We start from the raw sequence: 22962 nt of genomic DNA on the forward strand, positions 1-22962 counted from the left end.
TTTATTTAAATTTTAAGCATTTTATCTGAATAGTGAACCGTTGTTAGACAAAAAACAAACTTTTTGTTTTTATTTGCAAGCATTTATAATTTTTGTTTCAATAATTTAAAAATAAGCAGACAATTTCTTTAGAAAATAAAAAGGTCACTCCTAAAATGAGTGACCTTAATAATAACACTAACTTTAATGATTGATGATTAATCTTGTTCTTGTTTTTTCAAAGCTGCACCAAGAATATCACCAAGAGAAGCACCTGAATCTGTAGAACCATATTGTGCAACAGCTTCTTTTTCCTCTGCAATCTCTAAAGCTTTAATCGATACTGAAATTTTACGTGTTTTTTTATCAAATGCTGTGATGCGAGCATCAACCTTTTGCCCAATTGCGAAACGCTCAGGACGTTGCTCATCACGATCACGCGCGAGATCAGCACGCCGAATGGTTGTCTCAAGGTTGTGATCAATCAATTTCACACCAATGTCATTGTCGTTAACAGCAATCACTTCGCATGTTACAACAGCACCTTTTCGCAATTCGCCAGAAGCAGCTGCTTCTCCAACTTTATCGCTGGAAAGCTGCTTAATTCCAAGAGAAATGCGCTCTTTTTCAATGTCAACATCAAGGACCACAGCCTTAACGATATCGCCTTTATTATAAGTATCAATAACTTGTTCACCAGGACGGTTCCAATCAAGATCAGACAAATGAACCATACCGTCAACATCGCCTTCAAGCCCAATAAACAGACCAAATTCTGTTTTATTTTTAACCTCTCCTTCAATTTGCGAATTGACAGGAAATTTATTGGCAAAAGCTTCCCATGGATTTTCAAATGTTTGCTTTAAGCCAAGAGAAATACGCCGTTTAGAAGGATCAATCTCAAGAACAACCACTTCTACTTCTTGTGATGTAGACAGAATTTTTCCAGGATGAACATTTTTCTTTGTCCAGCTCATTTCAGAAACATGGATCAGCCCTTCGATTCCTGGTTCAATTTCAACAAAACCACCGTAATCAGTAATGTTGGTAACAGCACCCGTAATTTTTTTACCAATCGGATACCGGACACTGATGCTTTCCCAAGGATCACTTTCAAGCTGTTTCATTCCAAGAGAAATACGGTGCGTGTCTTGATTAATGCGAATAATCTGAACTTTAATCGTTTGGCCAATTGTGAGCACCTCAGATGGGTGATTAACACGCCGCCATGCCATATCTGTAACGTGCAAGAGACCATCAATCCCACCAAGATCAACAAAGGCACCATAATCTGTAATATTTTTCACCACACCTTCAACGATTTGGTTTTCTTCAAGATTTTGTACGATTTCTGAACGTTGCTCAGCGCGACTTTCTTCTAAGACAGTGCGACGTGAAACCACAATATTGCCACGACGACGATCCATCTTCAAAATTTCAAAGGACTGTGAATTATGCATGAGGGGTGAAACATCACGAATGGGACGAATATCAACTTGGCTGCGAGGCAAGAAAGCAACGGCACCATCAAGATCGACTGTAAAACCACCTTTTACTTGGCTAAAGATCACTCCATCAACGCGTGCACCAGCATTGAATTTTTCCTCCAAACGGACCCAACTTTCTTCGCGCCGTGCTTTTTCACGCGATAAAACAGCTTCACCCATCGCATTTTCAATGCGTTCAATGTAAACCTCAACTTCATCGCCAACTTGCAAAGAACCATCTTTTGCTTTAGCTCCAAATTCTTTGAGAGGAATACGTCCTTCGACTTTAAGACCAGCATCAATAATGGCCATGTCTTTTTCGATTGCAATAACACGACCTTTAACAACAGATCCTTCATTAAGATCATTAGTTTGAAAAGATTCTGTTAAAAGGGCTTCAAAATCCGCTGTTGTGGGATTGTATTGTGACATAAGAACTCCTAATATATACCTTGTATTATAAGGTATGAGCGCTGGGTTAGTGTTAACATAAGCAACTTCTTAGCCTTTTTCCTTGAATAAAGGAAAAAAAGTTAGCGCTAGGCTGGAAGTTACCTTAACGAATTTATCCAATTATATGCATTTTTATGATTGGATCAATAAAACTGCATGCAACTTCAAATGTTGCTTCTATACTCAATTCTGACGTATCAAGCAAGTGGGCGTTTTTTGCTGGTTTTAATGGACTTTGTTTGCGCGTTATATCGCGACTGTCGCGCTGTTCAAGTTGAGCTAGGATTTCATGATAATTTGCTTGAACACCTTTTTTTAAAATCTCTTGGTAGCGACGTTTGGCGCGTGTTTGGACATTGGCTAGAATATAAAACTTGATATCGGCATCAGGACAAACAATAGTTCCGATATCACGCCCATCAAGCACACAGCCGGGCAAAACTTTAGCAAAGTTGCGTTGTTTTTCGACAAGAATTTTGCGTACAGCAGGATTAATTGCTATTTTTGAAGCCGCTTCACCAAGTTCATGAGAAGAAAGAAGAGAAGGATTTAAGGTATTAAAATCAAGTTCTTTAGCATAAATAATAGCATTTTTTTCATCATTAAGAGCTAAATTTTGTTGTAAAAGCGTATGAGCAACACTACGATAAGTAAGACCAGTATCGAGATGCCGAAGGCGATAATGTGCAGCAATTTTGCGTGCTAAGGTTCCTTTGCCTGAGGCTGCAGGTCCATCAATGGCGATAACAAAAGGCTTCAAGCGATTTTTCCCCCAAGTTGTTTTATAAAAGGAATAAATTCTGGAAAGCTCGTAGCGATCATTCGTTTATCATCAATGGTAACAGGTTTTTCTGATACAAGCCCAAAAATGAGAAAACACATAGCAATTCGATGATCAAGATGTGTGGAGACATGTCCACCACCCAAACCTTTGGCAGAACCTTTTCCATAAACAATAAGAAAATCTTGACCTTCTTCACAGTCTACGCAATTAATTTCGAGTCCTTGAGCAACAGCAGACAGTCGATCTGATTCTTTTACACGCAACTCTTCAATTCCTAGCATTACTGTTTTGCCTTCTGCAAAGGCTGCTGCTACTGCCAAAGCAGGATATTCATCAATCATCGATGGAGCACGTTCTTTGGGCACCGTAACGCCTCTAAGGACCGATGATTTTATTCGTAGATCAGCAACATCCTCTCCACCTGTTTGACGTCGGTTCAAAAATTCAATTTGAGCACCCATTTCCCACAATGTTTCGATAAGTCCTATTCGAGAGTTATTTATCAAAACATTTTCAATGGTGATATCAGAGTCTTCTACAAGAAGGGCTGCGATAATTGGAAAAGCAGCAGAAGAAGGATCCCCCGGAATATGAATCGTTTGCCCAGTAAGATGGGGTTGACCATTAAGGTGAATCAAACGCGCACCTTCGTTATCTTTTTCTATTTCAAGTTGCGCACCGAATGCTTTTAACATTTTTTCCGTATGATCTCGTGTCAGAACTGGTTCAATAACAGTTGTAATGCCGGCGGTATTGAGTCCAGCAAGCAGGATTGCTGATTTAATTTGGGAGGAAGCTATTGGAACACGGTAACGAATCGGATTAGCCATTTTCGGACCATAAAGCGTTAAAGGAAGATGATCGTCGCGCGTTGCCTCAATTTCAACCCCCATGAGACGCAGTGGATCAAGGATACGTCCCATTGGACGTTTAGAGAGAGAAGCATCACCAATAAAGGTTGTTTTCATATGATACGGACCAACCATTCCCATAACCAAACGAGCACCTGTTCCAGCGTTTCCAAAGTCTAAAGGTTTTTGTGCAGCTAAAAGGCAACCATTCCCTGTTCCTCGTATGATCCAGAAGTCATCTTTTTTAATAATACAGGCACCCATAGCTTGCATAGCAGCAGCTGTATTGAGTACATCAGCGCTTTCAAGTAATCCATGAATATATGTCTCACCACTTGCTAATCCTCCCAATATAAGAGAGCGGTGAGAGATTGATTTATCTCCTGGTATTTGAATTTTTCCAGAGAGACTACTCGATTTATAGGTGGTTATAGGGATTGCTTTTTGCATGGAAATTCTATTTAATTCTATCTAACTTTTATGAAATTGTGCATCCTTTAGCACATGCTTTAAAAGACGTCATGAAAAAATCACTGTGGAACAGTGTATTTATCTTTGACAAAGGTATTATTTTTCGATTAAGCACCATAAAATTTATCTTTTAATGGAATAATAGTTAATCAAAGAGGCACGGTTTATGGCAAAACAAGAACTTGGAACTAAACGTGTTGATCCAGAAACAGGAAAAAAATTTTACGATCTAAATCGCGATCCTATTGTGTCGCCCTATACAGGAATTTCTTATCCGCGTTCTTACTTTGAAGTTGCAGCAGCTGAAGCAAACAATGAGGAAGAAGTTGATACTGAAGAGCTTGATACAGCACTTGAAAAATCTGCTTTTATGCTTCTTGAAGAGGATGATGAGGATTCTAAAGATGACGATCTTCCTGATTTAGAAGATAGTGATGTAGATCTTGGTGATGATGATGATACATTTTTATCTCATGATGGTGACGATGAAGATGATGACGTTACTAATATTCTCGGAGGCGGTGTTTCTAATGATGACGATGCTTAAGAGAAATAAAAAAGAACATCTTTTCCATTGAATGTAAATTCTTCTTGATCTTCAACTTTGATCGTTCTAGAAAAGTTAGAATTGTATACTGTCCTTTTGGAAAAATTTGTTTTTATAGGGGCTATAGCTCAGCTGGGAGAGCGCTTGCATGGCATGCAAGAGGTCAGCGGTTCGATCCCGCTTAGCTCCACCAAAAGGACAAACTGTTCTATCAAGGGAATCAATTATAATAAAGGATGTGTACATCAATTTAAAAGGTTTATGTGCTATTTAATCATAATTCCAATAGCGCCTGTTCCTTGCATTTAATGATATTATAATACATTTTTAATCATTTGTTGGATTATAAAATTTTACTGTCGTAACCGTGAAAGTAGATAATTCTTTTATGCTTTGCACAGAAATAGAAAATGAGCTGTTTAACCTACGCCTTGTCTTAAAGGACAAAATTTGAATTTCCTTTACCACAATATTTCCACAAATATCATAATATGTTGGCTACCGATATCTTTTTAAAAGGTATGAAGTGCTTAAACAAAGAGTAGAGAATAAAATATTAAAATATACTTCTCAATTATTGAAAATTAGAGCTTTTTTTGAGTATTTTTAATCTGATCAGATGTCCTGCCAAAAAAATTACTCACTTTGATTAGCATCTACCTGCTCAATACTAAGGTATATTAACGCTTAAATAATATATTGAATCAATTGTTTTTTTCCTTGTGCATCACAAGAAAGGTTGAGGTGTGAGAGCAAAGTAGCGCCATCATTATTGTGCTAATTCCCAATGTTGGCGATAATTCTTACATTTTAGAATGTTCATAAAAAACATTTTTAGTCTTTTCTTTCACAGTTTTTATCCACATGCCAATTGCGCTTGTTATGTGCAAACCAATGGTTTTATTGATTCAACCTCAAGAGATCTGAAACGATAAAACCCTACGTCATTCGAAATTCTTACTTTAATATGAATAACGATATATTATCTTTATAAATCAATATGCTTAAACAATTTAAGAAAAAGAATAAAAATGCTTCTCATAAATATTCTCAAATGCAAAAGCTATCACAACATTGGAGACTGACTTGTTACTTCATAGGCGCTACAAATCTTTCTCTGAATACTCCCTACCCTGAATATTCATTGTGTGTAAAGTTGCATATACCTTATCATCCTATAAACGATAGTGTTTTTACAATACAATAAGATAACGTCTTTCAATTAAAATGGACTGGATGGACGAGTATGTTTTATTTCATACAATACTAAATATACTTAGTTCTTTTGAGGACTGTAGCGCCCTCTTTATACAAAACAACGTTTTTTCGTTTAATGCATTTCTCGTTTTTTTATATTGAATATTTTACCCTTTTTATGATGCCCGAATTGCATTTGTTTTAATTGCTATTTTATACGCTTAACAAAGAAAATATTCATATAATAATCAGCCAGTAATACGCATAATGAAAATAAAAAATGATATTATATTTTAAAATTTTTCTTCAATAACCTCTAGTACTTAGCCCAATGCGAAATACCAGCGCTAAATAGAAAATAGTTTCCATTGTAAATTTTTTAAACAAAGGAGGTAAAAATGTCGAGAGTATCTTAAAATATATTGTGTATTGCAAAAGCTTTCTGTCGCTTGAGTTTATTCTAAAAATAACAATTTATTTCATTGAACGATCAGAAAAACGAGACAGCCTTGTCGTATCATAAAAAATTTTTCCCTCAAATGATTTTACCACATCAATTCCCTGATTGAGATTTTCAAAAATCTTCCCTAATGCCATCCACATCTTTTTAATTGCTGTTCATAGAGCCTCGATATCCTTGCCATGCGCTGTGCTGCCTGTGAGAGTGCCGTAGTGGCATGCCCGCCACTACGCGCATAAGCACCATGTCCCATATGATAATTTAAATAAAGGCTATATGCATCATCAAATCTCACCCCATTGCGTTGAACACTTTGGCGATGATACCAAGCAACAAAATCAGCAGCATCTGCGAAATTCGTACGCCATGCAAAAGACTTTCCTGTCGAGCGAAGATACATTGCCCATGTACTGTCAAGCGCTTGAGCATAACCATAAGCTGTCGACCGACGCTTCCATGGGATAAAACCAAGTAGTTTTTTGCGTGGAGGACGTGCATTGTGACGAAAGCTCGATTCCATCTTAATGGTTGCAAGAATGATAGGCATAGGAATTCCATAGCGCATTTCCGCTCTTTGAGACACTTTACCCCAATTGTCAAAAAAACCATTTTTTTGTGCCAAAATAGCACAAGCATTATTTGTGTGGATGGGAGTGGTTGTTGCACATCCCTCTAGCAAAAACACCAGTGCCCCTAAAAACAAAAGGTGTCGCATATTCCTATTCCTCTCGTTTAAGAAATAAAACAAGATAGAGATACTAAAAAATGATTACCAATCAATAAAGAACATGATCTAACTTGTGATATTTAAGAAGCTTGCTTTGCTTTATTCCTCATCAGCAAAACGCAATGTTTGCGACTGAGCTAATGTTGTCATTTTTGTTGGTTCAGAGTAATTTTCTTTTAATTCAACAGTTTCAATGCGATTTGCCCGTTTCATAATTTTGGAGGACGATATCAAAATTCCCTCTATATCTTCACCTGCTTTGTGAAAGTGCTTCTGTAATGCGCGAACACGCATATCCATTCGTCCAAAATCTTCCATCAATTTTGCTACTTCTGATTGAATTAAATGCGCTTGTTCACGCATCCGCGCATCTTTCATAATGGTTTGTACCACTTGGACAGAGAGCATCAACAAAGATGGTGAAACAATAATCACATGAGCTCTATTGGATTTTTGTACCAATGCCTCAAAGTCCTCATAAATTGTTGCAAAAATCGATTCAGATGGCACGAAAAGGAAAGCAGTGTCATGAGTTTCTCCAGGAATCAAATATTTTTGTGCAATATCACGAATATGGACTTCCATATTGGTACGAAATTGGCGTTCTGCCTCTTGACGCTCTTGCGCTGATTCTGCCTTACGCATAGCATTCCAAGCCTCCAGAGGGAATTTAGCATCAACAACAAGAGAAGGGGCTTTATTGGGCATATGAATGAGACAATCTGGGCGCTTTCCATTAGAAAGAACGGCCTGAAAAGCATAAGCGTTTGTTGGTAAGGCATCGGCAATAATTGCTTCCATCCGCCCCTGACCGAAAGTACCACGTGTCTGCTTATTGCTTAAAATAGACTGTAACTGAACAACTTGTCCCGTAAGCGATTGAATATTATTTTGTGCCGCATCAATCACTGCTAAACGCTCTTGCAAACGATTCAAATTTTCATAAGTGGATTTAGTCTGTACCTGAAGTGTTTGGCCTAAGCTTGTTGTCATCCCATTGAGTTGCTCACTGAGTGATTTATTCAATTCAGCCTGCCGTTGACCAAAAATTTCCGCCATCGTTTGCATTCGCCCTTGCATTTCAGCTTGTGTTTTCAGCAAGGTAGCCATCTGCATTTGTGCCTCACGTGCGCGTTCAGCAATTTCATTTTCCAAAAATGCTTTTTTTCGATGAGAATGTATCAACATAAAAAATGCAAAACAGACAAGTATAAATAAAAGCAAAAGCACTAGTTTAGAAAAAAAATCACCAGCGAGTATGGAAAAAAACGAATCAAACATAAATCGTAATATAACGCTCTTATTGTAAAAAAACGCAAGAATCCGTTATTCAATATTGACCAATAACAAACCATTGATTAATCTCTACTTATGCCTATGCCAATGAGATCTTTAATTACTTTACCTGATCCGATTTTACGGGAAGTGTCCAAACCTGTTGAGCAGGTCGATTCATCTCTCCAAAAACTTGCAGATGACATGTTGGAAACCATGTATAATGCTAAGGGCGTTGGTCTTGCTGCTATTCAAATTGGTATACCGCTACGTATGTTGGTTATAGATGTCTCTGGAAATTCTGAAGATGAGCAGAAAAAACCACTTGTTATTATCAACCCTGAAATTTTATGGCTTTCAGATGAGCGTAATATTTACAAAGAAGGTTGTCTTTCTATTCCTGATTATTTTGCAGAGGTTGAACGTCCTAAACGCCTTCGTGTTCGCTATCAGAACCGTGAAGGAAAACAAACAGAAATTGAAGCAGACGATCTCTTAGCAACTTGCTTGCAGCATGAAATTGATCATTTAGATGGGCGCCTTTTTATTGATTACATTTCAAAGATCAAACGCGATATGGTGATACGAAAATTTAAAAAACGCGCAAAAGAAAAAAACATGCAGGAAGCAGTTTTGTAATGGCTTTACGATTAAGTTTTATGGGAACACCAGATTTTTCTGTTCCTATTTTACATGCTTTACTGGATGCAGGTCATGATGTTGTTGCTGTTTATAGTCAACCCCCTCGCCCAGCAGGACGTCGAGGGCTTAAATTAATCCCCTCCGCTGTTCACACCGTAGCAAAAGAGAAATCTATACCCATCTTTACACCTCAAACACTTAAAACAATCGAACAACAGGAGCAATTTGCAGCACTTTCTGTTGATGCTGCTATTGTGGTGGCTTATGGACTCCTTTTACCCAAAGCTATTCTCGAAACGCCGCGTTTTGGTTGTTTTAATGCCCACGCTTCACTCTTACCACGTTGGCGTGGTTCTGCACCTATTCAACGAGCAATTATGGCTGGTGATAAAGAAACAGGTATCATGATCATGAAAATGGATGAAGGACTTGATACGGGGCCTATCGCTCTTTCTCGCTCCATCCCCATTACGGATAACACCACCACTGCTGAGCTTTCAAACAGACTTTCACATATTGGCGCAGAACTTATGGTAGAGACTTTATCCACTCTTGAAAAAGGACGACTTAAACTGACCCCACAATCAGAAGAAGGCATCACCTATGCCGCCAAAATTAGAAAAGAAGAGACCCGCATTGATTGGACAAAACCTGCAGAGTTTATTCATAGGCATATTCGCGCGCTCTCTCCCTCTCCTAGTTGCTGGTGCAATATGAATATCGGTGGACGAGAAGAACGTGTAAAAATTCTTGATAGTCGCTTAACAACAGGTCCTTCTCTTGAAATTGGACGGATAGAACCAGATTCTTTGATTATCCATTGTGGGCAAGGACGGATAGAAATAACCTCTCTCCAAAGATCTGGCGGTAAAATTCTTGATAGCGCAACCTTTTTGCGAGGTGCTCATATTTCTGCTGTTTTTTAAGATGCCACGTTTTAAACTCACTCTTGAATATGATGGTTCAAATTATGCTGGTTGGCAGCGTCAAGCAAAACTTCACACGATACAAGGAGCTCTTGAACAAGCGATTTTTTGCTTTAGTGGACAACAATTGACCATAACAACAGCAGGACGAACGGATGCGGGCGTACACGCTACCGGACAAGTTGCGCATGTTGATTTTGAAAAAAACTGGCTCTCCCATACTGTACGAGATGCGCTCAATGCTCTTTTACGTAAACAGGGAGAGGCGATTTCAATCTTAAATGTAGAAAATGTCCCTGATGACTTTGATGCACGATTTTCCGCAACCAAACGCCATTATCTTTTCAAAATCCTCAATCGTCGCTCTCCACCAGCTTTAAATGCCAAACGCGTGTGGTGGTTGCCAAAGCCTCTTAATGCTGACGCCATGCATGAAGCTGCGCAAAAGCTTGTAGGACAACATGATTTTACAACTTTCCGTTCAGCACATTGCCAAGCCAAAAGCCCTATTCGCACCCTTGAACGCCTCGATATTCAAAGAGAAGGTGAAGAAATTTTTCTTTATGCACAAGCTCGTTCTTTTCTTCATCATCAAATCCGTTCATTCGCAGGAAGCCTCATGGAAGTGGGTATTGGACGTTGGTCAGCTCAAGATCTCGAAGCAGCTCTTCATGCTAAAGATCGTAAACGTTGTGGTGTTGTTGCCCCCCCCTCAGGACTTTATTTAACCAAAGTAGAGTATTAATGATCCTTCAAGAGTGAGCGTCTCAAAAGTCGTTAAGGCAGTTTATAAAAAGAACGAATTTCTTCAAAAGCTTCTGCTGCTGTATTAACAAATTTCACAAAATTAACATCAGTAGGAGAGATTGTACCTTGTGCAGACAGATACTCAAAATTGATAGTATTGCTCCAAAATTCTTTGCCAAACAATAAAATTGGTACCTGTTTCATACGCCCTGTCTGTACTAAAGTTAACGTCTCAAACAGTTCATCCAGAGTCCCAAATCCGCCAGGGAAAATGGCTAGGGCTTTCGCTCGTACTAAAAAATGCATTTTGCGCATCCCCAAATAATGAAAATTGAAACACAAATGCGGCGACACATACGAATTAGGCTCTTGCTCATGTGGTAAAATAATATTCAAGCCAATCGTTGGGGCACCAACATCACAAGCACCACGATTTCCCGCCTCCATGATTCCTGGTCCGCCCCCCGTAACAACCACAAATTCACGATATTCTGTCGTAGCAGAATAAAGTGAGCACAAACGCGCAAACTCTCTTGCTTCATCGTAATAATGTGACATAGCATGCAAATTTTTCTTTTGTATTTCATTTTTTGCAGCCCACGCTGCTTGCCCAGGTTCAGGAATACGCGCACCACCAAACAAAACAACTGTTGATTGAATATCATATTCTTTAAGGGTTATTTCCGGCTTTAAAAATTCAAGACTAATACGTTGTGAGCGCAGCTCTGGACGCATCATAAAATCTTGATCGATATAGGCTAAACGATAAGTAGACGAACGCATTTGTGCTGAATTAGAGATTTTATGGATCTGTTGTAGAGCATCCTTCGTATGGAGAAGTGGTGTCCAGTTTTCTTGCTCTGCTTTTCTTTTTTCTTTACAGCTTTTTTTCATACACCTGTCCTACTTCCTCATCGTTTTATTGACTGAACACATTTCTTCGCGTAGTTCATAGAGAATAAATCTTGAAGCTTTCAACTTGTTTAACGGAACTCTCGTCATGACCCATATCACACAACTTGAAATTATTATCGAACAAGCTTTTGACGATCGCGATTCTATCGATACTACCACAAAAGGCGAAATACGTGAGAGTGTTGAACATGCATTGAACCTTCTTGATAAAGGTGAAATCCGTGTTGCAGAACGACACAAAAATGGACAATGGCATGTTCATCAATGGTTGAAAAAAGCGGTTTTACTCTCTTTTCGGCTTAATCCTATGCAAATTATTACTGGTGGAATCAATGGGACACATTGGTGGGATAAAGTTCCTTCAAAATTCTCTGGTTGGCAAGAGGAAGATTTTAAAAGTGCTGATTTCCGTTCCGTTCCTGGAGCCATTGTACGTCATTCTGCTTACATTGCACCCAATGTTATATTGATGCCATCCTTTGTCAATCTTGGTGCTTTTATCGATGAGGGCACAATGGTTGATACATGGACCACCGTTGGTTCTTGTGCACAAATTGGTAAACATGTCCATCTTTCTGGCGGTGTTGGTATTGGAGGTGTTTTGGAACCACTGCAAGCAAATCCAACAATCATTGAAGATCATTGCTTTATCGGTGCTCGCTCTGAAATTGTTGAAGGCTGTATTATCCGTGAAGGTGCTGTTTTGGGAATGGGAGTCTTTATTGGAAAATCAACAAAGATTATTGATCGTACAACAGGTGAAATTTTTATTGGTGAAGTACCAGCCTATTCAGTGGTTGTACCAGGTTCTCTCCCTGGAAAACCTTTACCAAATGGTGAAGCAGGACCTAGCCTTTATTGTGCTGTTATTGTAAAACGTGTTGATCAAAAAACGCGAGAAAAAACATCCATTAATGATCTTTTACGTTCTTAGACACAAGATTAATGCATAATAATATTTCATCGTTTTTTAACTTGAATAATAACCTCGAATACAAGGATTCTCTCATTTCAAATCCTTTCATAGTGAATCAATCACTATCATTTCCTGCTCGTCTCATAAACACTGTTGGTGTATGGGTAAGAAGCACTTTAAGAAAAGAATAAAAATGTCTTTAATGAGTTTTCTCAAGCACCATGTGTCTTTATGACAATAAATATGGTTATGAGTTTTATGTCATTCACGGAAGCTTTACCGTTATACTTTCTACGCACGCTATCGTGAAATGAGGTCGAGTGTATTGAGAGATATTTATTTAAAATACGTACACAAATATGCAACACAAACGCATTTTGTTTAAAGCATTCTGTTTTACGTGAGAAAGTGACACCATTACGCAATACACAAAAACATGAAGCACGGCGCAATTCTATTTAAAAGTGTCCTTTAAACACCTGAACCAATCGACAAAAGCAAAAGCGCAATCAATGAGAGAAAATACTCCTTTTTTCATTATTTGTTCATTTTGAGCGCTTGAATAAATGCTGATTGTGGAATTTCTACTTTTCCAAATTGGCGCATCCGCTTTTTGCCTTCTTTTTGCTTTTCCAAAAGTTTGCGCTTACGCGTAACATCACCCCCGTAACATTTCGCTGTTACATCTTTACGCAAAGCACGAATCGTTTCGCGCGCTATAACTTTACCACCAATAGCCGCTTGAACTGGAATCTGAAACATATGCTGGGGAATAAGATCTTTCAGTTTTTCACACATGGAACGCCCGCGCTTTTCTGCAATCGTGCGGTGAACAAGCATCGATAATGCATCAATAGGCTCTCCATTCACCAAAATAGACATTTTAACTAAATCACCTTCTGCATAATCTGTCATTTGATAATCAAAAGAAGCATAACCCTTTGAGATTGATTTTAGCCGGTCATAAAAATCAAAAACAACTTCATTCAGTGGTAAATCATACGTTACCATAGCACGGGTTCCAACATAGGACAAACCAACCTGTACCCCGCGCCGCTCTTGGCATAGTTCTAAAATTGACCCAAGATAATTATCAGGAGTCATGATTGTCGCCCGAATCCACGGTTCTTCTATGGAAGAAATTTTAACCACATCAGGCATATCCGCTGGATTGTGCAACTCTTTAACAGAACCATCATTCATATTCATGCGATAAACAACCGAAGGTGCTGTCGCGATTAAATCCAAATTAAACTCACGCTCTAATCGCTCTTGAATAATTTCAAGATGCAGAAGTCCCAAAAATCCACAGCGAAAACCAAACCCCAAAGCCGCAGATGTTTCCATTTCAAAAGAAAAACTCGCATCATTTAAGCGTAATTTGCCCATGGCTGCACGCAAATCATCAAAATCGGCAGCATCAATTGGAAAAAGTCCACAAAAGACAACCGGTTGCGCAGGCTTAAAACCAGGTAAAGCATTTTCACAAGGACGGCGCTCTTCAGTAATCGTATCCCCAACCCGTGTATCTGCTACCTCTTTGATAGAAGCAGTGATAAAACCAATCTCGCCCGGTCCTAATTCATCAACCTGTACCATTTTAGGTGTAAAAACCCCAACGCGCTCAACTGGATATTTTGCTCCTGTACCCATCATACGAATGGTTTGGCCTTTTTTTAAAATACCATCTATCACCCGTACCAAAACAATAACACCAAGATATGCATCATACCAGCTATCAACCAACATTGCTTTCAAGGGATTTGCAACATCGCCTATATGTGGAGGTGGTAATTGTGCAACAATTGCCTCCAAAACATCAGGAACACCCAAACCTGTTTTTGCTGATATTTCTACTGCTTGAGATGTATCAATGCCTATTACATCTTCAATTTGTTCTTTAACACGCTCAGGTTCTGCTGCTGGAAGATCAACTTTATTGAGAACAACAACCAACTCATGGGAATTATCAATGGCTTGATAAACATTTGCTAACGTCTGCGCCTCTACGCCTTGGCTTGCATCCACCACCAACAGAGAACCTTCACAAGCTGCCAATGAACGCGAAACCTCATAAGCAAAATCCACATGACCAGGTGTATCCATAAGATTTAAAATATAGGTTTCACCATTCTTTGCCTTATAGTGTAAACGTACCGTTTGTGCTTTAATAGTAATTCCACGTTCACGCTCAATATCCATGGAATCGAGTACTTGTTCTTTCATCTCACGTGTATCAAGCCCACCTGTTATTTGAATCAAACGATCAGCTAAAGTTGATTTGCCGTGATCAATATGCGCCACGATGGAAAAATTACGAATATAATTACGATCTATTGTCATATAAGGCGATTTAGCAAAGAATAATACAAAACGCAAAGACCAATTATGTTCCGGCTTCTATCAAAATAATATAAACCTAAAAAGCTTCTCAAAACACAACTTTTTATAGCCTAAAAAATGAGGCTTTTGTTTGCTAAATTAAATCCAAGGGTGCTAAAATGATCCTTTCACATCTTATTTGATAACTCATATGCTGTAGTAAGCCGGCACCATCACACACTTTGCCAGCCTCCAATATTACGACGATCCTTTACACTTGAAAAAGTTTATAAGAGATATGCCTTTCTTGTACAGTCTTTACCCACATGCCCCCCACCCACTTGTGATGTGTAAGCAAGTGATTTGGATTGATTTAACATGAAAATGATTTGAAGTGAGAAAATTTTACGGTATTCAGGGGTCTAATTCAATGTGAATAGTGCTATATTATAATTATAAATCAATGTATTATCATATTTATATGATGGGCGTGTATATCACTTAGGCTTGCAATAAAATTCGCAAGAAATGCTTTTTTATTTGTACGCAATAATCTTCTTTTTTAGTAATCTTATATAAAATAATATGAATATCGAGGGAGTTTCTTCTCAATTTTTAAAACTTTAGAAATATGCTCTATTGAGTCATGTTTTTATATAACTCCTTCCTTCCTCCATTAAGCATAAAGCACACCAATCCTCTTCGATTCATTGGATAACACATTGATTTATAATGATCGTTTATTGTTTTGCGATTTAAATTAAAACTCTGAATATCGCGAGCCTCTCTCATTTTAAATCTTCTCATAATGAATCAATAAATTTTTTGCTTCCCCATTATAAAACAGAGCTAGTGTATGGATAAAAACGTTTAAGAAATGAGTAAAAATGCCTCTCTCTTTCAAATGCCAAAGGCTATCATAATATTGAGAACTGATAAAGAAAATGCTAGTGCCCTTTATTTTAAGTAAAATGATGATGCTCTGTGGTTTTTCTATACTTCATGCGGACTGTCAATGAATATGATGTATATTGAGAAAATTATCTTTTAAAAAACGCTTTAATGTACAACGTTATGGGGATACTTTGGGCGTTCTATTTTGCATGAGAAGCGTAACTCTATTAAAGGACAAAAGAAATAACGTGCGACAGTGCGTAATTCTCATTATTCAAAAACATTACCGTAGATGTTTTTGAAAGTTGTTAAAGCCAAATTTAAACATGATCGTAAAGATGAGCGTTAATTTTTACCTTTATATCACCTCATGCTTTGGCTCAATAAAGGTTGTCTTCCCGTTTCAGAAGTTAGGCAAACAGATAGAAGCATACTATTTCTCCAATTTGGCATGCAAAAGCTGGAATAACTTATAGAACTTCTTAATCATCTTAATATTAAAAAAGCTTCAAAAATGAAAACTCTACAAGCAAAAATCTCATGCAATAAAATCATAATAAAAAAATGTATAGCTAATCAATTTTTTTAATTGCTTTATTTTTTTTACGCCATTGTGAAGGTTGTAATTCAGCCACAATTATCCCAATCAGAATAAGCAAACCGCCCAATAAAGCTAAGGGAGATAAATGTTCGCCAGCCAAACGCCCAACAATACCAGCCCATACCGGTTCACCTGCGTAAATGAGTGTCGCACGCGTAGGGGAAATAGACTTTTGTGCCCAATTCATAGCTAATTGAATGATGGCACTCATTAATGCCAATCCTATACCAATATTAAACCACACCCACGAAAATTCAGGGATGCTTTCACCCATCAAAGGCATACAAGCAAATGAAAAAAAACCACTAAAAAATAACTGAATAATGGTTACACGCCGACTATCAACCTTGTTCGCAAAAATTCCGATGAGTATGACTTCTCCAGCAATCGCTAAAGCGCCTAACAAAGTTAAAATTTCGCCTTTTGAAAAATCAAAATTTCCCGGCTTTTGTCCTGAAATAAATACAAGCCCAATAAAAGCGAAAATAATACCAATCCAACAAGCTAAACGGGGAGGTTTTTTAAAAACAATCCATTGCAAAATTGGAACCATCGGTACATAAAGCGCTGTGATAAAAGCTGACTGACTACTAATAATTGTTTGAAGTCCAGCTGCTTGAAAAGCATAACCAAAAAACATGGCTAAACCTATCGCCATCCCAGCGAAAACTTCATAAACAGTTATACCTTTTATAGAGCGCCAAAAAATTACCCCACATATAAGAGATGCAACAATAAAACGAAATCCAACAAAAAACAGAGGACCACTATAGCGTACCGCAATGTGAATGACTAAAAATGTAACGCCCCACAATATTGTCGCAGTAAATATTGCCAATTCTGGCTTACTTAATAAAGGATATTTAAACTGTTTTAGATTCACCATGAAAAACTTTCTCTTCCAATTTTCCCCACAATTTATGAAACAATAAGCGTTCCAACTCCCTGTTCGGTAAACAGCTCTAGTAAAACAGAATGAGGAGTTTTACCATTTAAAATGACAACACCTTCCACGCCATTTTGAAGGGCTTTTATACAAGTCTCTACTTTTGGAATCATGCCTCCTGAAATTGTCCCATTTTTAATAAATTTCTCAGCTTCAGAAACTGTCAATTCTTTTAAAAGTTTACCCTGGTTATCCAAAACACCAGGAACATCAGTGAGAAATAAAAGGCGTTTAGCCTCTAATGCACCAGCAATAGCTCCAGCAAAAATATCAGCATTAATATTATAAGTTTTACCATCGCGTCCTGGAGCCACAGGAGCAAGAACCGGTATCATTTCAGAACATGCTAAAAGATCTAGCAATGTGCGGTCAACTTCAACAGGCTCACCAACAAACCCCAAATCTAAAACACGCTCAATATGCGAATCAGGATCAATGACAGTTTTATAAGCCTTTTCGGCAAAAACCATATTGCCATCCTTGCCGCATAATCCTATTGCCCATTCTCCCTCAGCATTGATGAGAGCAACAATTTCTTTATTTATGGAACCCGCTAAAACCATTTCAACCACTTCAACGATCCGCTCATCGGTTACCCGTAATCCGTTTTCAAATCGCGATTCAATCCCCATTTTCATTAAAATTTCAGCAATTTGAGGCCCACCACCATGAACAACAACAGGATTAATCCCCGATTGCTTTAATAGAGCAATATCACGCGCAAATGCTCGCCCCAAAGCAGGATCACCCATAGCATGGCCGCCATATTTTACCACGACCGTTTCATTTTCATATTTTTGCATATAGGGTAAAGCAGACGATAAAAATGCTGCTTGTTTTTCCAAAACATCTACATCACCGTTTTTAGCATCATCCATCAATAGAGCCTCCTCATCACTTTTTACCATCTCTTAATGAAATTTAGGAAAAGTGAAAACAATAAAACCAAACTTTACTCTATCCACCCCCCTGAAAATCGTCAATTTTCCTCTAAATTACGAAAAAGGAATAGCGAAATGAAATACAAAAACTTCCTTTAAAAATTGACAGCGAAAAATTAAACAAAATAGGCGTAAAAAACGTCATTATTTTATGATCTTATATATAAAATTGAAAAGCAAAATTTTGAAGCTACGCTGCACATTCAACTCATTAGTTTATCCCTACGGATACTTAACAATGAATAGGAATATATACAACCATTGATTTTATAAGATAAAAATAAAGTTTCTTATAATAATAAAATTAACATATTCCCAAGATTAAGAAATCACTCAACTGCTTTATAGCTTATCCCAATAAACTATAACTTTGGTTTTAAAAATTTGACTTTTTCTCAATCATAAAACATGAGGAAATGTCAACTGAACGCTCCTTATGGAGAATCATAATAAGTTAATTTATAATAATAATTTATCTTTTTATATCGTAAAATCGAAAAAAGGCTTTGCAACATTATCCATATATTGTGATAGCTCTTCAAAAGCATCTTCGTAAAAGCATTTAATTGTTTAGATTACTCTCTTCGTAAGGTTTTATAAAACTTCTCATTTTTCATGATCGGTCATTAAGTTTTTCTTTCTGCATAGCGATACATGCTTGAATTATTCAATGTTTTTTAGAATTGTTAATTCTTTTAATGTATTATTTTAATTATGTTATTTTATGAAAAAAGATTCATTTCGTATACTTCTCTTTCCATATCACTAACAATTTCAATAATATATCGTGCTGTTTTCTAAGCATATTGTGCTATTTTTTTATTGTATTTATTTTTTCTTTTTAAAGGTAACTTCCTCTATCTTCCCACCAACTTTTTATTATGCCAATAAATTCAATTAAGTGAATTCCATCGAATCTGTTTCCCTACAAGAGAGATACATCAAATACCTCAAAACGTGTTTTGTTATGTCTTCTTTAGCATTAAACACACATTATCTCATTCCACAATTTCTTTGGAACAAAATAAACTTGATTATAGCGTTTTTTATTATCTGGAAGAAGTATTTATGACATCAGAAATACAAAACTAAATCCGCATCTAAAAAGACATGATTACGGCTAAAAGCTAAGATGAGGCATGTAAAAGCTATTCCAAATAAAATAACCCTTATTTTAAAGGAAGCAGTGATTAAAACTATGAAAAATGCCAAAAATAAAATCGGTTATAAGAAGTTGATACTTTATTTGAAAAAGATGGATTGCCTAACAGCTTATTTAGCGTTTCTTGGCAAGCTGCTACCTATTTTACAGTTTTATTATAGAGCCTTTAAAAAGAAATACAAAAAATACTGAATGCATAAAGGCAGTTATCATGACACTGGCAATATTTATTATCAATCACTCAATTGCGTTCTTATATGGATAAGCCCTTTTTAAAATGTCATAGACACTCAAAAATAAGACTTATCCATAAAACTCATGAAATATAAAAACTATCAGCAGCAGGAGTTTATCCTAAATTAGCTGTCTCTCTCTTTTCTTTTCAAGAAAAAATGCTTTTCAAAGACAATGAGATAATAGAAAGCTTAATGAAAATAACTTTCCTACAGCTCTCTCTAATTATTCTGAGAACATTCACATATTTTAACCAGAAATATTTTCAAAAAATTCTTTCATACGTGAAAAAAAACCATGTGATTGCGGTGAATTTTCATGATTTGAGAGCTTTTCAAATTTTTGCAACAATTCACGTTGTTCTTGCGTTAATTTCTGCGGTGTCTCAATCGTGATATGGATGTAAAGATCACCCCTTGCTTGCTGACGGCGCAACATGGGCATACCTTTGCCTCTAAGGCGGAATTGACGTCCATTTTGTGTCCCTTCTGGAATCTTAACGCGTGCTTTAACACCATCAAGGTCGGAAACTTCAAACTCTCCTCCTAAAGCAGCTGTTACCATTGAAATAGGAACGCGACAGTGAAGATCTGCTCCTTCTCGCTGAAAAAACTCATGCGGTTTAATGGAAAGGAAAATATAAAGATCACCATTAGGGCCACCACGAATACCAGCATCACCCTCACCAGAAAGGCGAATACGCGTTCCATCTTCAATACCAGCTGGAACATTTACGCTCAATGAACGTTTTTTCTCTATGCGTCGTGTCCCCTGACATTTGGGGCATGGATCCGTAATAGTTTCACCACGTCCATGACATGAAGGACATGTTCGCTCAATAGAAAAGAAACCTTGTGCTGCACGCACACGACCAGATCCATGACATATTCCACAAACTTGCGGCTTAGAGCCCTTTCTCGCTCCTGATCCCTCACAAACATCACACGTGACGGAACTGGGAATATTAATTTCTGCAGTTTTTCCTGAAAATGCCTCTTCTAAAGTCACTTCCATATTATAACTCAAATCTGCACCACGTTCGCGACTATCACCACGCTTACGGTGTGTCCCTCCCATAATCTCACCAAAAAAGTCTTCGAAAATATCCGCAAATCCACCACCAGCAGCAAAACCGCCAAAGGGATTTGCTCCCCCTTGACCACCGCTATTTTCAAAGGCCGCATGGCCAAATCGATCATAAGCAGCACGCTTCTGAGGATCTTTAAGAACTTCATAGGCTTCGCCAATTTCTTTGAATTTTCGCTCTGCCTCTTTATCCCCCGCGTTGCGATCAGGATGATATTGCATTGCCAACTTACGAAAAGCAGATTTCAACTTTTTATCATCACATTCGCGAGTCACGCCAAGAATTTCATAATAGTCAACCTTCATCATGTATTCCTGATAATTTTTCTGTCATCCATCTTTATGGATAATATTGCTTTTAATTTATATTTTTAGCAACAAAGTTGCAACTTATCTCAAATAATAAAGCCCAGCCTTATATTTCAAAGGCCGGGTTTATCAATTAATCAACACATATGCTGACACTATTTCTTCTTATCATTAACTTCTTCAAAATCAGCATCAACAACATCATCATTCTTTGCCTCTGTTTCAGTGTCAGCGCTCGCTGCTTGTGAGGCTTCGTACATAGCCTGTCCAAGCTTCATACTGACTTCTGCTAATTTTTGCATCTTTGTTGTTACTTCTTCCGTATCACTGCCTTCAAGCGCAGATTTCAAATCAGATATTGCTGTTTCAATCTGTCCCTTTTCTTCAGCTGATACTTTATCGCCATATTCATTGAGCGACTTTTCAGTTGAATGAATAAGAGCCTCCGCTTGATTTCTAGCTTCAACACCTTCACGGCGTTTTTTATCCTCAGCCGCGTGCTCTTCTGCATCCTTTACCATTTTTTCAATATCAGCATCACTTAAACCACCTGATGCCTGAATACGAATTTGATGCTCTTTACCTGTTCCCTTATCTTTGGCCGAAACATTAACAATACCATTCGCATCGATATCAAAAGTAACTTCAATTTGAGGTATACCACGTGGTGCTGGAGGAATACCAACAAGATCAAATTGAGCCAATAACTTATTATCACTTGCCATTTCCCGTTCACCTTGGAAAACACGAATCGTCACAGCACTCTGATTATCATCAGCTGTCGAAAAAACTTGCGATTTTTTTGTTGGGATAGTGGTATTGCGCTCAATAAGGCGTGTGAAAACCCCACCCAAGGTTTCAATACCCAAAGATAAAGGCGTTACATCTAGCAACAACACGTCTTTGACATCGCCTTGCAATACACCTCCTTGGATGGCAGCACCCATTGCGACCACTTCATCAGGATTAACACCTTTGTGTGGATCCTTACCAAAGAAGCTCTGCACGACTTGCTGAATCTTGGGCATACGTGTCATACCACCTACTAAAACAACTTCGTCAATTTCACCAGCCTTTAATCCAGCATCTTTCAACGCAGCTTTACAAGGCTCGATGGTACGCTGCACTAAATCGTCAACGAGAGATTCAAATTTTGCCCGAGTCAATTTCATTGTTAAGTGCTTGGGACCTGATTGATCTGCCGTGATAAATGGTAAATTGATTTCTGTTTGCTGTGACGAAGAAAGCTCAATTTTTGCTTTTTCTGCCGCTTCTTTTAAGCGCTGTAAAGCTAATTTATCATTTTTCAGATCAATTCCTTGCTCTTTTTTGAATTCATCTGCAAAATAACCAACTAGGCGCATATCAAAGTCTTCACCACCTAAAAACGTATCTCCATTGGTTGATTTAACTTCAAAAACGCCATCTCCAATTTCAAGAACTGAAATATCAAATGTACCACCACCAAGATCGTAAACTGCTATTGTTTTTCCGTCTTTTTTGTCCAAACCATAAGCTAAAGCAGCAGCTGTTGGCTCATTAATAATCCGTAAAACTTCAAGTCCAGCAATTTTACCCGCGTCTTTCGTAGCTTGACGTTGCGCATCATTAAAATAAGCAGGAACCGTAATAACGGCTTGTTCAACTTTTTCACCAAGATAAGATTCTGCTGTTTCCTTCATCTTTTGCAAAATCATAGCTGAAATTTGCGACGGAGAATATTTCTTTCCCGCTTCTTCAACCCATGCATCACCATTGTCACCTTTAACAATTTTATAAGGCACAAGTGCTTTATCTTTTTCAACCATAGGGTCATCAAAACGGCGCCCTATCAAACGTTTAACTGCAAAAACTGTCCCTTCAGGATTTGTCACCGCCTGCCGTTTAGCAGGCTGCCCAACAAGACGCTCCCCCCCATCAGTAAAGGCAACAACGGAAGGTGTTGTTCGCGCTCCTTCTGAGTTTTCAATAACTTTTGCGTTTTTGCCATCCATAACAGCCACACAAGAGTTCGTTGTCCCCAAATCAATACCAATTACTTTTGCCATATTATAATCTCCATTCAGCAAGCTACCTCAACCTTCATAAAG

The 22962-nt window shown here is 37.8% G+C and carries 17 protein-coding genes and 1 tRNA gene; 6 read left to right on the forward strand and 12 right to left on the reverse strand.

What is annotated here, in order from left to right:
* Window positions 1–197: 197 nt before the first annotated feature.
* The 3 genes from rpsA to aroA form a co-directional block, all read right to left on the reverse strand.
* The gene (rpsA, locus tag ACFIK3_RS00355) at window positions 198–1898 is read right to left on the reverse strand and encodes a 30S ribosomal protein S1 (RefSeq protein WP_026500132.1); all 1701 of its coding nucleotides are present in this window, start codon (window positions 1896–1898) and stop codon (window positions 198–200) included.
* A 133-nt stretch (window positions 1899–2031) separates the two neighbouring features.
* Entirely contained in the window at window positions 2032–2679 is a 648-nt protein-coding gene (gene cmk / locus ACFIK3_RS00360) for a (d)CMP kinase (RefSeq protein WP_375617510.1), read from the reverse strand.
* Entirely contained in the window at window positions 2676–4004 is a 1329-nt protein-coding gene (aroA, locus tag ACFIK3_RS00365) for a 3-phosphoshikimate 1-carboxyvinyltransferase (protein WP_273790245.1), read from the reverse strand. Before aroA ends, cmk begins: the two co-directional genes overlap by 4 nt.
* Window positions 4005–4191: 187 nt before the next feature.
* Here aroA and ACFIK3_RS00370 point away from each other — a divergent pair, with 187 nt between their 5' ends.
* Entirely contained in the window at window positions 4192–4572 is a 381-nt protein-coding gene (locus ACFIK3_RS00370; protein WP_273790244.1) for a TIGR02300 family protein, read from the forward strand.
* 117 nt (window positions 4573–4689) lie between these two features.
* Window positions 4690–4765: transfer RNA gene (locus ACFIK3_RS00375), tRNA-Ala, on the forward strand.
* A gap of 1478 nt (window positions 4766–6243) precedes the next feature.
* On the opposite strand, the gene ACFIK3_RS00380 is transcribed toward ACFIK3_RS00375, so the two are convergent.
* From ACFIK3_RS00380 to ACFIK3_RS00390, 3 genes are all read right to left on the reverse strand, one after another.
* Complete coding sequence (locus ACFIK3_RS00380) at window positions 6244–6366, reverse strand: hypothetical protein (protein WP_375659784.1); 123 nt, start codon at window positions 6364–6366, stop codon at window positions 6244–6246.
* Window positions 6357–6944 carry a hypothetical protein gene (locus ACFIK3_RS00385; protein ID WP_273790243.1) on the reverse strand — a complete coding sequence of 196 codons (588 nt, stop codon included), beginning with the start codon at window positions 6942–6944 and terminating at the stop codon, window positions 6357–6359. The genes ACFIK3_RS00380 and ACFIK3_RS00385 overlap by 10 nt, the downstream gene beginning before the upstream one ends.
* Before the next feature lie 111 nt (window positions 6945–7055).
* Window positions 7056–8237: a DNA recombination protein RmuC gene (locus ACFIK3_RS00390; RefSeq protein ID WP_375676073.1), complete on the reverse strand. Its 1182-nt coding sequence runs from the start codon at window positions 8235–8237 to the stop codon at window positions 7056–7058.
* A gap of 96 nt (window positions 8238–8333) precedes the next feature.
* On the opposite strand from ACFIK3_RS00390, the gene def reads away from it, so the two are divergent.
* Genes def through truA form a run of 3 tightly spaced genes read left to right on the forward strand, consistent with a single transcriptional unit; the run spans window position 8334 to window position 10544 of the window.
* Window positions 8334–8870, forward strand: coding sequence for a peptide deformylase (gene def, locus ACFIK3_RS00395; RefSeq protein ID WP_273790310.1), 537 nt, complete (start codon window positions 8334–8336; stop codon window positions 8868–8870).
* Window positions 8870–9799, forward strand: a complete 930-nt coding sequence (gene fmt / locus ACFIK3_RS00400; RefSeq protein WP_375676075.1) for a methionyl-tRNA formyltransferase — start codon at window positions 8870–8872, stop codon at window positions 9797–9799. Before def ends, fmt begins: the two co-directional genes overlap by 1 nt.
* Window position 9800: 1 nt before the next feature.
* Window positions 9801–10544: a tRNA pseudouridine(38-40) synthase TruA gene (truA, locus tag ACFIK3_RS00405; protein WP_375676077.1), complete on the forward strand. Its 744-nt coding sequence runs from the start codon at window positions 9801–9803 to the stop codon at window positions 10542–10544.
* Window positions 10545–10576: 32 nt separating this feature from the next.
* On the opposite strand, the gene ACFIK3_RS00410 is transcribed toward truA, so the two are convergent.
* On the reverse strand, window positions 10577–11440 hold the full coding sequence (locus tag ACFIK3_RS00410; RefSeq protein WP_375676079.1) for an LOG family protein: 864 nt from the start codon (window positions 11438–11440) through the stop codon (window positions 10577–10579).
* A 106-nt stretch (window positions 11441–11546) separates the two neighbouring features.
* On the opposite strand from ACFIK3_RS00410, the gene dapD reads away from it, so the two are divergent.
* On the forward strand, window positions 11547–12395 hold the full coding sequence (gene dapD / locus ACFIK3_RS00415) for a 2,3,4,5-tetrahydropyridine-2,6-dicarboxylate N-succinyltransferase (protein ID WP_375676081.1): 849 nt from the start codon (window positions 11547–11549) through the stop codon (window positions 12393–12395).
* Window positions 12396–12914: 519 nt separating this feature from the next.
* Here dapD and lepA read toward each other — a convergent pair.
* The 5 genes from lepA to dnaK all read right to left on the reverse strand — a co-directional run bounded on the left by lepA (window position 12915) and on the right by dnaK (window position 22920).
* Window positions 12915–14720: a translation elongation factor 4 gene (gene lepA / locus ACFIK3_RS00420; RefSeq protein WP_375643000.1), complete on the reverse strand. Its 1806-nt coding sequence runs from the start codon at window positions 14718–14720 to the stop codon at window positions 12915–12917.
* A gap of 1445 nt (window positions 14721–16165) precedes the next feature.
* Window positions 16166–17080 (reverse strand): DMT family transporter, encoded by a 915-nt coding sequence (locus tag ACFIK3_RS00425; RefSeq protein ID WP_273790236.1) that lies wholly within the window; start codon window positions 17078–17080, stop codon window positions 16166–16168.
* Window positions 17081–17112: 32 nt separating this feature from the next.
* Window positions 17113–18018: an acetylglutamate kinase gene (gene argB / locus ACFIK3_RS00430; RefSeq protein WP_273790235.1), complete on the reverse strand. Its 906-nt coding sequence runs from the start codon at window positions 18016–18018 to the stop codon at window positions 17113–17115.
* 1708 nt (window positions 18019–19726) lie between these two features.
* On the reverse strand, window positions 19727–20869 hold the full coding sequence (dnaJ, locus tag ACFIK3_RS00435) for a molecular chaperone DnaJ (protein ID WP_273790234.1): 1143 nt from the start codon (window positions 20867–20869) through the stop codon (window positions 19727–19729).
* A 158-nt stretch (window positions 20870–21027) separates the two neighbouring features.
* Complete coding sequence (dnaK, locus tag ACFIK3_RS00440) at window positions 21028–22920, reverse strand: molecular chaperone DnaK (protein ID WP_273790233.1); 1893 nt, start codon at window positions 22918–22920, stop codon at window positions 21028–21030.
* Window positions 22921–22962: the final 42 nt, after the last annotated feature.

Origin of the sequence: Bartonella sp. CB10SXKL, assembly GCF_042195515.1 — a bacterium.
Lineage (GTDB): Bacteria > Pseudomonadota > Alphaproteobacteria > Rhizobiales > Rhizobiaceae > Bartonella.